This is a genomic window from Paenarthrobacter sp. 10N417 (assembly GCF_056394745.1).
Genome location: NZ_JBFTIL010000007.1, coordinates 329,656 through 340,656, shown reverse-complemented (window position 1 = coordinate 340,656; position 11,001 = coordinate 329,656). Strand labels below are relative to the sequence as shown.

General features: G+C 61.7%; 13 protein-coding genes and 1 riboswitch. Of the genes, 11 read left to right on the top strand and 2 right to left on the bottom strand.

Annotation, left to right across the window (positions count from 1 at the left end):
* Nucleotides 1–34 precede the first annotated feature (34 nt).
* The 4 genes from AC1DCM_RS11555 to AC1DCM_RS11540 all read left to right on the top strand — a co-directional run bounded on the left by AC1DCM_RS11555 (nt 35) and on the right by AC1DCM_RS11540 (nt 2,346).
* Nucleotides 35–634 carry a GDSL-type esterase/lipase family protein gene (locus AC1DCM_RS11555; protein ID WP_216923989.1) on the top strand — a complete coding sequence of 200 codons (600 nt, stop codon included), beginning with the start codon at nt 35–37 and terminating at the stop codon, nt 632–634.
* 83 nt (nt 635–717) lie between these two features.
* The gene (locus AC1DCM_RS11550; RefSeq protein ID WP_477518313.1) at nt 718–1,566 is read left to right on the top strand and encodes a DUF4097 family beta strand repeat-containing protein; all 849 of its coding nucleotides are present in this window, start codon (nt 718–720) and stop codon (nt 1,564–1,566) included.
* A complete protein-coding gene (locus AC1DCM_RS11545; protein WP_442003816.1) occupies nt 1,566–2,180 on the top strand; it encodes a PadR family transcriptional regulator in 615 nt (204 codons plus the stop codon). The genes AC1DCM_RS11550 and AC1DCM_RS11545 overlap by 1 nt, the downstream gene beginning before the upstream one ends.
* Nucleotides 2,181–2,271: 91 nt before the next feature.
* Nucleotides 2,272–2,346, top strand: a complete 75-nt coding sequence (locus AC1DCM_RS11540; RefSeq protein WP_369299106.1) for a 50S ribosomal protein bL37 — start codon at nt 2,272–2,274, stop codon at nt 2,344–2,346.
* A gap of 115 nt (nt 2,347–2,461) precedes the next feature.
* Here AC1DCM_RS11540 and rsrA read toward each other — a convergent pair whose 3' ends face one another.
* Both rsrA and AC1DCM_RS11530 read right to left on the bottom strand, forming a co-directional pair.
* Complete coding sequence (rsrA, locus tag AC1DCM_RS11535) at nt 2,462–2,722, bottom strand: mycothiol system anti-sigma-R factor (RefSeq protein ID WP_216923992.1); 261 nt, start codon at nt 2,720–2,722, stop codon at nt 2,462–2,464.
* Nucleotides 2,719–3,531: a sigma-70 family RNA polymerase sigma factor gene (locus tag AC1DCM_RS11530; RefSeq protein ID WP_477518312.1), complete on the bottom strand. Its 813-nt coding sequence runs from the start codon at nt 3,529–3,531 to the stop codon at nt 2,719–2,721. Before AC1DCM_RS11530 ends, rsrA begins: the two co-directional genes overlap by 4 nt.
* A gap of 193 nt (nt 3,532–3,724) precedes the next feature.
* Between AC1DCM_RS11530 and AC1DCM_RS11525 the strand changes: the two genes are divergently transcribed.
* From AC1DCM_RS11525 to AC1DCM_RS11495, 7 genes are all read left to right on the top strand, one after another.
* The gene (locus AC1DCM_RS11525) at nt 3,725–4,240 is read left to right on the top strand and encodes a DoxX family membrane protein (RefSeq protein WP_477515050.1); all 516 of its coding nucleotides are present in this window, start codon (nt 3,725–3,727) and stop codon (nt 4,238–4,240) included.
* Between the two features lie 6 nt (nt 4,241–4,246).
* Nucleotides 4,247–5,635: a 3-phosphoshikimate 1-carboxyvinyltransferase gene (aroA, locus tag AC1DCM_RS11520; RefSeq protein ID WP_477518311.1), complete on the top strand. Its 1,389-nt coding sequence runs from the start codon at nt 4,247–4,249 to the stop codon at nt 5,633–5,635.
* 2 nt (nt 5,636–5,637) lie between these two features.
* Nucleotides 5,638–6,753, top strand: coding sequence for a ribosome small subunit-dependent GTPase A (gene rsgA, locus AC1DCM_RS11515; RefSeq protein ID WP_442003812.1), 1,116 nt, complete (start codon nt 5,638–5,640; stop codon nt 6,751–6,753).
* Between the two features lie 55 nt (nt 6,754–6,808).
* Complete coding sequence (gene hisN, locus AC1DCM_RS11510; RefSeq protein ID WP_477518310.1) at nt 6,809–7,621, top strand: histidinol-phosphatase; 813 nt, start codon at nt 6,809–6,811, stop codon at nt 7,619–7,621.
* 182 nt (nt 7,622–7,803) lie between these two features.
* A riboswitch (SAM riboswitch) is annotated at nt 7,804–7,917 on the top strand.
* Between the two features lie 31 nt (nt 7,918–7,948).
* Nucleotides 7,949–9,358: an aminotransferase class V-fold PLP-dependent enzyme gene (locus AC1DCM_RS11505; protein ID WP_477518309.1), complete on the top strand. Its 1,410-nt coding sequence runs from the start codon at nt 7,949–7,951 to the stop codon at nt 9,356–9,358.
* Nucleotides 9,359–9,504: 146 nt separating this feature from the next.
* The gene (locus tag AC1DCM_RS11500) at nt 9,505–10,260 is read left to right on the top strand and encodes a class I SAM-dependent methyltransferase (protein ID WP_477518364.1); all 756 of its coding nucleotides are present in this window, start codon (nt 9,505–9,507) and stop codon (nt 10,258–10,260) included.
* A gap of 9 nt (nt 10,261–10,269) precedes the next feature.
* Nucleotides 10,270–10,983 carry a metal-dependent transcriptional regulator gene (locus AC1DCM_RS11495; protein WP_477518308.1) on the top strand — a complete coding sequence of 238 codons (714 nt, stop codon included), beginning with the start codon at nt 10,270–10,272 and terminating at the stop codon, nt 10,981–10,983.
* The last annotated feature ends 18 nt before the right edge of the window (nt 10,984–11,001 follow it).

The following is an 11,001-nucleotide window of genomic DNA, read 5'->3' as shown; positions in this document are numbered from 1 at the left end:
GTGCAAGGACCGTAACGAGTGTGAAGAGGTAACCGTGGAAGACAGGAAGCTGCGCATTGCGGCTGTAGGAGATGAATTGCTCGCCGGTTTGGGTGACCCCCGCGCCTTGGGTTGGCTGGGAAGAGTGCTGGCCCGTACGCCCCAGGACACCGTGGTGGTGGAAAGCTTCTCACTCCCCTGCCCCATGGAAGGCACAGAGGGTTTGGCCTCGCGATGGCAGGACGAAGCCGGCCGCCGTTTCAGCGACTCGCACGAGAACCGGCTGGTCATAGGACTCTCCGGCCGTGACCTGGAATTCGGGCTTTCAACGGCGCGAAGCCGTTTGAACCTTGCAAACATTCTTGATGGAGCCTCGCACAGTGGCGTCGAAGTGTTCGTGGTGGGCCCTCCGCCCACCCTTGATCCGGCGCGCAACAAACGCCTGGCCGATCTCAACACGGCATTTGCGGATGTCACCACCCGCCGCAACCACCACTACGTCGACACTTTCTCTCCGTTGCTGAACCACGAGCAATGGAGGACGGACCTCGCAGCCAATGGGGGGACACCAGGACAGGCCGGCTACGGATTGATTGCGTGGCTCGTGCTGCACCGCGGCTGGTTCCAGTGGCTTAACATCGCCCAGCCGGAGTAGCCCTCCCAGAAAACCATTGCGTTCCCTTCATTCGCGATATATCGTGTTTTCATCAACGCGATATATCGCAATTTGGAGGGATCATGTCTGACGAGCTTTGGACCGTGACGGGCCCACAAACAATTGATGTGGACGATGTCCGCTCGCTCAAACTTGGAATAGTCAAGGGCAGGTTCGACGTCGTCACCCACGACGAACCCTTCGTCCGGATCGAGGTCAGCGAGATCAGCGGCGACCCCCTGACCATCACGCTGGTGAACGGCCGCTTGGAGGTACGCCACCAACTCCAAGGACCACAAGGTTGGTTCCGAAACCTGATGGGTACGGTCAACAACACCAGCACCAACTCCGTAGTGGTCGGGATCGCGCTTCCGCGTGGAGTGGACGTCGAAGCGGGAACAGTAAACGGCGATGGCATGGTCTCCGGCATCAACGGACGGATCCGGCTCAACACAGTTTCGGGCTCCGTCATGGCCGACGGCACCAGCGGTGAATTGCACGTCAACACCGTCAGTGGCGAGGTCATCGCCAGAAACCACGACGGCGTCCTGACCGCCAAGAGCGTTTCGGGTGAAGTCACCGCCTCAGGCAAGTTCAAGAACGTCCGGGCAAGCACGGTGAGCGGGGACCTCAGCTTCGACCTCCACGACTACACAAACGACCTCGGAGCCAATTCGGTGTCAGGGGACCTGACCATCCGGCTGCCGCACGACATCGGCCTGGACATCGTTGCCAAGTCCGCCAGCGGCACCGTCATCATTGATGACCAGATGTATGCCCAACCCGGAAGTAAAGTGCAGACCATTGTTGGTCCGGATGAGAGGCTCATGCTCGTACGGACCAATACGGTCTCAGGCAAGACTTACATCATGCACGGTACAGCGCCGGCATCCGAAAATGACCGCCCGATGCCTGGGGAGGCTGGTCTCTGATGCCTCCTGTTTTTGCGCATGGCGCCCTGCGCTTGTACCTTCTGGCACTGCTTGAGTCAGGACCCAAGCACGGATATGAGCTCATCAAGGCATTGGGTGACCGGTTCGGCGGTACCTACTCCCCCAGCGCCGGGACGATTTATCCGCGGCTCGGGAAACTGGAGGAGGAAGGCCTTGTGGCTACCGAGACGGAGGGCCGGCGAACAAAGTACTTCATCACGGAAGCGGGGCTGGCGGAACTGAACCGTCGGCGGCAGGAGCTTGCCGACGTCGAGGATAATATCTCAGCCTCCGTGCGGCGGCTGGCCGACAACCTGCGGGAAGACATCAGAACCAACATGCGTGGGCTGAAGGCAGATCTCGCCGCTACAGCTGAAGCCGCGCGCAGCACGGCGACGGCCGCCACCTTCCAAAGCAGAACGTCGGGCTTTTCCCCTGAAGGACACCGAATGCTCAAAGAGGCCGAGCTCCTGGTTCAATCATTCCGCGATGACATCCGCGTGGAGCTGCGTCAACACAGCGCCTCGCACCCGCTGAATCCCGTAACGCTGGAGACAGTACGTGCAGTCCTGGACCAAGCCCGCATCTCCATCAGGAATTCCCTGCGGAGCTGACAACAGTACAGTCCGGTTCGCGAGCGAACGCCCGGATGTGCGAAACTGGAGGGCAGCTCTATTGAGTATCAATCATTGAAGGAGGCCAGCTATGAGCAAGCGTGCACGTAAGCGTCGTGACCGTAAGCGCGGCGGCGCGAACCACGGCAAGCGTCCCAACACCTAAGCCACCGGCTTAGCGTCAAGGCTTAACAGCGAGGGCCCCGGAAACCATACGGTTTCCGGGGCCCTTGGCGTGTGTGGCCTTTTACCTGGTCCATTGCTGGATCAGCGGCGCTAAATCAAGCCTCCACCGGCTTGATGGAGTGGATCCGGTCAAGTATTGAGTTCTTGAGGTTCTCCGGCGCAGACTCCGTGCAGGAACGCTTGACCATGGTGCGGATGAGGCACTCAAGGTCATACTGCTCAGCACATTCCTCGCAGGTGTCCAAGTGCTGCTTGATCTCTGTGAGGTCCTCGCGGGTCAATGCGCCGTCGAGGTACTCATAGATCCGCTGCATCCGTGTATCGTCGCAATCGCCCAATCCCTGGCAGTCGCTCATTGCTCTTTCTCCTGATTGTTGCTCCCGGCCGCGGCCTGGTCTTCGGTGTGGGCCTTGAAGCCCCGTTCTGCGGCGTAATCCGCCAGCATGTCCCGCAGCATCTTCCGGCCGCGGTGCAACCGCGACATGACTGTGCCGATCGGGGTGTTCATGATTTCGGAAATCTGCTTGTACGCATATCCCTCGACGTCGGCGAAGTAGACAGCCAACCGGAATTCCTCCGGGATGCCCTGCAACGCGCTCTTGACATCGGAATCCGGCAGGTGGTCCAAGGCCTCAGCCTCTGCGGAGCGCAACCCGGACGAGGTGTGCGACTCAGCCTTTGCCAACTGCCAATCCTCAATCGTGTCCGAGTTTGACTGCAGCGGTTCACGCTGCCTCTTCCGATAGAGGTTGATGTAGGTATTGGTCAGGATCCGGTAGAGCCAGGCCTTGAGGTTGGTCCCCGGCTTGTACTGGTGAAAAGCCGAAAACGCCTTGGTGTAAGCCTCTTGCACGAGGTCCTCGGCATCTGAGGGATTCCGTGCCATCCGCATCGCCGCTGAATACAGCTGGTCCACGTACTGCATGGCGTCGCGCTCAAACCGCTCCCGCCGCTGTTCGGGAGTTTCCGTGGCGATATCGACGTCGGCCGGTACCGATGCGTCGGCTGTGCTGTCCTCCGGGGACGAGTCGGCTGCTTCGTACATGGCCGCTGCGGCCGGTTCAATGGTGCTCATCGTTGCCAAGTCTACTGTCAGCTTCCGGGAATCCCCCTGTGCAGGATAGCCAGCCTCCAGCAGACCCACACGGTCCTTAACCAAGGTCAAAAAACCAACTCCGTTCAGCGAAGCGGCAACACCATGCCGCGGCCCGGTCTTCACCGTGCCTGTTGTTCACAACGGCAGCCGCTGGGTAAATATTCCGCAAAGGTGCAAGACTAGAGCAGACTGCACCCCTTGAACACAGCACTTAGTGAATAACGTCATGAATCAACATGACAAGCCATCCAGGAGGCAAGACATGTCTGTTATCCGTTTTCTCGCGCGACCGATGCTCGCGTCCAGCTTCGTCATCGCAGGTCTGGACAAGCTCAAGAACGCGGACGACACTGCCAGGCAATTGTCCCCGGTCCTWCGCCGCGCCTCCGAGTCACTGCCCTTCCCGACTGATGAGAAAGTCCTGGCCCGGGTAATCGGTGGCGCGCAGCTGGGCGCCGGCGCGTTGCTTGGCCTTGGCAAACTCTCCCGCTTCGCGGCAACGGTCCTGGCGTTGACGTCCGCACTGAACTCCTATGTGGAGTGGCGCTCAGCAGACATCAGCACGAAGGAAGGCCGGAACGCCCGCCGGGCCCAACTCCTGAAGAACATTTCCCTGACCGGCGGCGTTTTGCTGGCCTCCGTAGACACAGAAGGCCGCCCCAGCCTTGCATGGCGGGCTGAACACCTGGCCGCCGATGCCAAGAAGGCCACCGGCAAGCAGCTCAAGCGGGCAGACAAAGCAGTACGCAAGGCCGTAGACAACGCAGTTGGAGCATAAGGAAGCATGACAGGTACCACCGCAGCAAACACGGGCTCAACACACTCCGTCGACACCCTGCCCCTTTGGGCGGCTCCCTACGCCACCGGGCCAGTGGATGCCACAGTGACGGTACCGGGCTCAAAATCGCTCACCAATCGTTTCCTGGTCCTTGCCGCATTGGCCGACGGCCCGTCCCGGCTGCGAGCACCCCTTCACTCCCGTGATTCCGTCCTGATGATTCAGGCGCTCAGGCAGTTGGGTGCCACCGTTACCGAGGTACCCGGCGATGGTGATTATGGGCCGGACCTTGAGATCACGCCCATGGATCCTTCAGCGTCGGGGGCGGAGACTGCCATCGATTGCGGCCTTGCCGGGACAGTCATGCGCTTCGTTCCACCTTTAGCTGCGCTACGCAATGGTCCAACTACGTTCGACGGCGACCCCCACGCCCGTAAGCGGCCTATGGGGACCATCATCGAGGCACTCCTCGCCCTGGGAGTTCCTGTCGCCACGGAAGGCGGCAGGACGCCGTCGGCCCTTCCCTTCTCGGTGGATGGCACTGGCGAGGTTCGGGGCGGCCACCTGGTAATCGATGCCAGCGCCTCCTCCCAGTTCGTCTCGGCCTTGCTGCTGGTAGGCGCCCGCTTCGCCGAAGGCCTTCACCTGGAACACGTAGGCAAGCCGGTCCCCAGCCTGGACCACATCAATATGACCGTTGCCGTCCTTCGTGGAGTCGGCGTCAAGGTGGACGATTCAGTCCCCAACCACTGGCGAGTCGCGCCCGGCCCCATTCACGCCTTCGACCAGCGGATCGAACAGGACCTTTCCAACGCCGGCCCGTTCCTTGCCGCAGCCCTCGCGACCCATGGCACCGTCAGGATCCCCAACTGGCCCACCCAAACAACCCAGGTGGGTGACCTCTGGCGTAGCATCCTGGTTGAAATGGGAGCCACCGTGACACTCGAAAACGGCACGCTCACCGTGAAGGGCGGGCCTGAAATAAAGGGCGCCGACTTCGACGAGACCAGTGAACTCGCGCCCACCGTCGCTGCGCTGTGCGCCTTGGCTACAGGTCCTTCACGTCTAACCGGGATCGCGCACCTTCGTGGCCATGAAACGGATAGGCTCGCCGCGCTGGCCGCTGAAATCAATCGGCTTGGCGGCGACGCAGAAGAAACAGCCGACGGCCTCATTATCCGTCCGGCCACTCTGCACGCAGGCGTCGTCCACAGCTACGCTGATCACCGCATGGCTACGGCGGGCGCTATTTTGGGGCTCGCCGTTGAGGGCGTTCAGGTGGAGGATATCGCTACCACGTCCAAGACGATGCCCGAATTTCCGCAGATGTGGGAGGCCATGCTGCAGCACGGCACAGGCGATGACTTGACCGTCACCAGTGAGGCCAGCAACTGAGCATGGGTCGCGACGCAAGCTCCTGGGACGAATCCGATGTCCGGATCCGTCCGAATAAAAAAGGATCAAGGCCCCGCACCAAGGACCGTCCCAGTCATGATGACGCGGTCATTGGCCGGATTATCACGGTAGACCGCGGGCGCTACACCGCCATCGTCGGTGAAGACTCGGCGGATGAACGCATCATCATCGCTGCACGCGCGCGTGAACTGCGACGAAACCCCGTTGTCCCCGGCGATTTCGTCGCCTTGGTGGGCGACGTATCCGGAGAACCGGATACCCTTGCGCGGCTCGTCCGAATAGAGGAGCGGAAGACGCTCCTGCGGCGCAGCGCTGATGATACCGACCCCATCGAAAGAGTGGTGGTAGCCAACGCAGACCAACTTGTGGTGGTGGTCGCGGCGGCCAATCCGGAGCCCCGAACCGGCTTTATTGACCGCGCCCTGGTTGCAGCCTACGACGCCGGGATCGAGCCGCTGCTGCTCGTCACCAAAGCAGATGTCAAGGATCCTGCGGAACTGTTGTCGAACTATCTCAGCCTCGACTTTCCCATCATCATCAGCCGTACCGCAGACGATGAAGCGTCCGGTATCGATGCCCGCTCGGACGACGGACTGTCCGCGCGGCTGGACAGCCGCGCCGTTGCCGAATTGCGGGCCCACCTTGATGGAAAAGTGACTGTCATGCTGGGCCATTCGGGCGTCGGCAAGTCCACCATGGTTAATGCCCTGACCGGAGCCGAGCGTGCTACGGGTGGTGTCAACGCCGTCACAGGGCGGGGCCGGCACACGTCGTCGTCGGCGCTGGCCTTGAAGCTGGCGGACGCACCGCCAGGTAGCTGGATCATCGATACCCCCGGTATCCGCTCCTTCGGACTCGCGCATGTGGACCCCGACCGCATCCTGCATTCCTTCCCCGATTTGGAACCGGGCACCGAAGCTTGCGACCGCGGTTGCAAGCACGATGCCAGTGCCATCAATTGCGGACTTGACGCGTGGGTGAACGAGGGACACGCCGGTCCTTCCGGGGTGGCCCGCTTGTCTTCGCTCCGGCGGCTGCTGGGCGCGGACCCGCGTTTGGAAGCGAAAGAGACCAAAGAACTGGGTACCGTCAACTAAGCATTGGTGCAAGGCGATCCCAACTGCAGGGAACGTTTCACGATAGTTTGGTGGCATGACCCAACCCGTTTCCAGCTACAACGATGACCTCCGACTGGCCCACGTGCTGGCGGATTCCGTGGATGCCCAAACCATGGACCGCTTCAAGGCCTTGGATCTGCAGGTCGAGACCAAGCCTGACCTCACGCCAGTGACGGATGCCGACAAAGCTGCGGAAGAAGCCATTCGTGGCCAATTGTCGCGCTCGCGCCCCCGTGACGCCGTCCTCGGCGAGGAGTTCGGCAGCAGCGGCCACGGCTCCCGGCGTTGGATCATCGACCCCATCGACGGCACCAAGAACTTCGTTCGGGGAGTTCCTGTATGGGCTACCCTGATCGCACTCGTGGACGAGGGTGAGCCGGTGGTCGGACTTGTCAGTGCTCCCGCGTTGGGCAAGCGTTGGTGGGCAGCAAAGGACATGGGCGCCTATATGGGTCGCTCCCTCGCGTCAGCGACCCGGCTCAAAGTGTCAAACGTTTCGCGGTTGGCAGATGCTTCAATGTCATATTCCAGCCTTTCCGGTTGGAAGGAACGCGGAAATCTGGACGAGTTCCTGGGGTTGACGGAAGACATCTGGCGCACACGCGCCTACGGCGATTTCTGGTCCTATTGCCTGGTTGCCGAGGGAGCCGTGGATATCGCCTGCGAGCCAGAGTTGAACCTTTACGACATGGCAGCACTGGTTCCGATCGTGACGGAAGCCGGCGGCCGCTTCACCTCGTTGGAAGGCGAGGATGGCCCCTTTGGCGGCAACGCCCTGGCCACCAACTCCATCCTGCACTCAGAGGTCCTCAAGCGGCTGAACCCTGCTCTGGATGACCTCCTCTGACCCAGCGGCACCAACTAGCCAACCGGCTTTGCATAGAATTTTCGACGGCGGATGCCTCCTTTTCGGGGCGTCCGCCGTTTTTTCTTCGCCCAAAGCCCGATTTCCGGACCCTTCGTAACAATGTGCTTAACAAAGCGAAGCGACTTTGGAGCAGGCCAGAGGAGTGCCCTAACCTCTTTACAGGTCACGAGTGCCAGCGCTAAACCCCGGTTTGCTGGCCGGCAACCCTCCATTCGCGGTGGGGTGCCCCGGGTGACGACCTGGCCGGTCCGGAACGGATACGGCAAGCGCGGATCCCCATAGGGGGTCCCTCTTGAGTGAGGTCCCATGAGCACTGCTACGTTCAACTCCACCGTTCTGCCGTCCCTTGTGGTCGAAGAAGCAGCGCACGAAGCCGCTGCAGGCAGGCCCCTGGCCGCCGTCACAGGCGCAGAGCTGCAAGCTCCCCTGATCCAGGGTGGCCACGTCCGCTACGCCAACCTCGACTACGGAGCATCCGCTCCAGCGCTGACAATTGTTTCTGCGTATCTCAATGAGATCCTCCCCTACTACGCCAGTGTCCACCGCGGCGCGGGCTACGCTTCCCAGATCAGCACCTCGGTCTACGAGAACTCCCGCGACATCGTCCGCGAATTCGTCGGCGGTCGTCCCGACGATTCCGTCATTTTCACCCGGAACACCACGGACTCGCTGAACCTGTTGGCAGGCTGCCTCCCGCAACTGGACGGAAAGCCAACGGGCGAGGTCCTTTACCTGGACATCGAGCACCATGCCAATCTCCTTCCCTGGCAGGGCGTCCCTCACCGCAGTGTCGTAGCTGCTTCGACACTGACAGCTACCCTCGCCAAGCTTCGCGAGGAACTCAGCCAGGGCGGCGTGTCGTTGCTGGCGGTCACCGGGGCCTCGAATGTGACCGGTGAAATCCTGCCGATCGCCGAACTCGCAGCACTTGCCCACGAATACGGCGCCCGGATTGTGGTGGACGCCGCGCAGCTTGCCCCCCACCGCCGCATCAACATCACCGCAGCAGACGTGGACTACATCGTGTTCTCCGGGCATAAGCTCTACGCTCCGTTCGGCGCCGGTGTTGTTGTGGGCCGTCCTGACTGGCTCGACGCCGGTACTCCGCACCTTGCCGGTGGTGGCGCCGTTCGCGAAGCCCGCCTGGACTCGGTCAGCTGGGCTTCAGGTCCCGCCCGCCACGAGGGCGGCTCCCCCAACGTCCTCGGCGCGGCAACATTGGCCCGCGCGACGCAGGTGCTGGCCGGGCTGGACCAAGAGGCATGGCATGCCCATGAAGCTGCCATCCGCTCCTACCTCGTACAGGGACTTGAAGCAATCGAAGGCGTGACCGTCCACCGGATCTTCAGCGACTCCGAAGACACTATCGGCGTGGTCAATTTCTCCGTGGAAGGATTCGACGCCGGACTGGTGGCCGCCTACCTCGCCGCCGAACATGGTGTAGGACTTCGTGACGGCCGCTTCTGCGCCCATCCCCTGCTCAAGCGGCTCGGACTCCCTTCGGGCTCGCTCCGAGCCAGTTTCGGAGTGGGTTCCCGATTGGAGGATGCCACACGACTCCTGGCTGGTATCGAAGAACTCAAGCGCACCGGGCTCGGCTGGGACTATGTAGTAGACGAAGGCCGCTGGGTACCGGCCAACGACCACCGCAGCTACCCAGAATGGGCACCAAACACCCCGGGCACCGCAGGGGCTGCGCCCTGCACGATTGACTAAAACGCACGTACTGTGCGGTAAATTCGTAGGGTAACTGGCGTTCGCGGTAAAGGAGTCTGTGCGTGGCCGTGCCTTCCGGCAGTGTTTCCGGCGTTGTTTCCGGCGGAAGTGTTTCCGGCCGCGTTGGCAGGCCGGGTGGTCCCAAGCTGCATGCCACGCGCCGCCGCGAGCTGGGCCAGAGCTTCCAGGACGGCGGCGAACACTACGATCGCGTTCGGCCCGGCTATCCCACAGACTCAATGGATTGGCTTCTCCCTCCTGGAGCGAAGTCCGCCGCGGATATTGGTGCAGGCACGGGAAAATTTACGGCACTGCTCGTGGACCGCGGCCTGCAGGTGGCCGCCGTCGATCCTTCCACAGACATGCTGGAGCAACTTCGAAAGTCCTGTCCCGGCGTTGAGGCGTTGGAGGGAACGGCCGAGGCAACAGGGCTGGCGGACTCAGCATTCGACGTCGTCAGCGTTGCCCAGGCATGGCATTGGTGTGACCCGCTGAAAGCCAGCACGGAAATCGACCGGATCCTGCGGCCCCACGGAGTACTCGGCCTGATATGGAACCAACTGGACACCTCCGTGCCCTGGGTTCACCGGTTGTCACGCATCATGCACGCCGGGGATGTGCACAAGCCCGGCTTCCGGCCAGTTATCGGACCGGAGTTTATGGACTTGACGAGCCATCTCACCAGCTGGGAGGACGCCGTGTCACCGGAGGACATCCTGGAGCTCACGAAATCGCGCAGCTACTACCTCCGCGCAAATGAAGCCACCCGCTTAAAGGTCATGGGCAACCTGGAGTGGTACCTCTTCGATCATCTGGGCCATGTCCCCGGCCAGCTCCTGGGATTGCCATATCTGACCACTACCTGGCGGGCCCGCAAGATCGACGGCGCCCCGCCACGGTAGGCTTGGTGTGTGAAGACCAGTACGCCCTCCTCCTCGATCGAGGACTACGTCAAGGTCATCTACTCCTATACGGAGTGGCAGGACAAACCAATTACGTCCTCGCAGCTTGCCCTGCGGCTTGGCGTTGCCAATTCCTCGGTGTCTGAAATGGTCCGTAAACTCAAGGACCAGGGCTTGGTGGACCACCAACCGTACAGTGCCATCCGGCTGACTCCGGAAGGCATGCGCCTGGCACTGTCAATGGTTCGGCGTCACCGCCTCATTGAGACATACCTCGTTGACGAACTCGGCTATAGTTGGGACGAAGTCCATGATGAAGCTGAGATGTTGGAACACGCGGTGTCCGATACCTTCATTGAGCGCATGGCCGCCAAGCTTGGCCATCCCCTCCGGGATCCTCACGGCGACCCGATTCCCTCGGCTGACGGATCGGTGGAACTTCCCCACGCCTACCGCATGATCGAGTTGGACGAAGGCCACTCAGGCCGCATCACCCGGATCAGCGATGAAAATCCTGACCTTCTTCGCTATCTCGCCTCGGAAAAGATCACCTTGGACGCGCCCGTGGAAGTGGTGGGGCGCAAACCATTCGGCGGAGCCCTGGTTGTTCGGATTGGCAGCGGACCCCAACGCCGCGAATTCGATCTCGCGGACGAGGTTACAGCGGCACTTTGGGTCCAAAGCGCCGAAGTCCATGAAGGCTGCGTGCTTCCCGCGCGCTGACTTGTGCGCTGCAGAGGC

Excerpts from the sequence above, each read along its gene's own strand:
- AC1DCM_RS11550 (WP_477518313.1), top strand. The coding sequence starts at position 718 with ATGTCTGACGAGCTTTGGACCGTGACGGGCCCACAAACAATTGATGTG.
- AC1DCM_RS11545 (WP_442003816.1), top strand. The coding sequence starts at position 1,566 with ATGCCTCCTGTTTTTGCGCATGGCGCCCTGCGCTTGTACCTTCTGGCA.
- rsrA (WP_216923992.1), bottom strand. The coding sequence starts at position 2,722 with ATGAGCGACTGCCAGGGATTGGGCGATTGCGACGATACACGGATGCAG.
- aroA (WP_477518311.1), top strand. The coding sequence starts at position 4,247 with ATGACAGGTACCACCGCAGCAAACACGGGCTCAACACACTCCGTCGAC.
- rsgA (WP_442003812.1), top strand. The coding sequence starts at position 5,638 with ATGGGTCGCGACGCAAGCTCCTGGGACGAATCCGATGTCCGGATCCGT.
- hisN (WP_477518310.1), top strand. The coding sequence starts at position 6,809 with ATGACCCAACCCGTTTCCAGCTACAACGATGACCTCCGACTGGCCCAC.
- AC1DCM_RS11505 (WP_477518309.1), top strand. The coding sequence starts at position 7,949 with ATGAGCACTGCTACGTTCAACTCCACCGTTCTGCCGTCCCTTGTGGTC.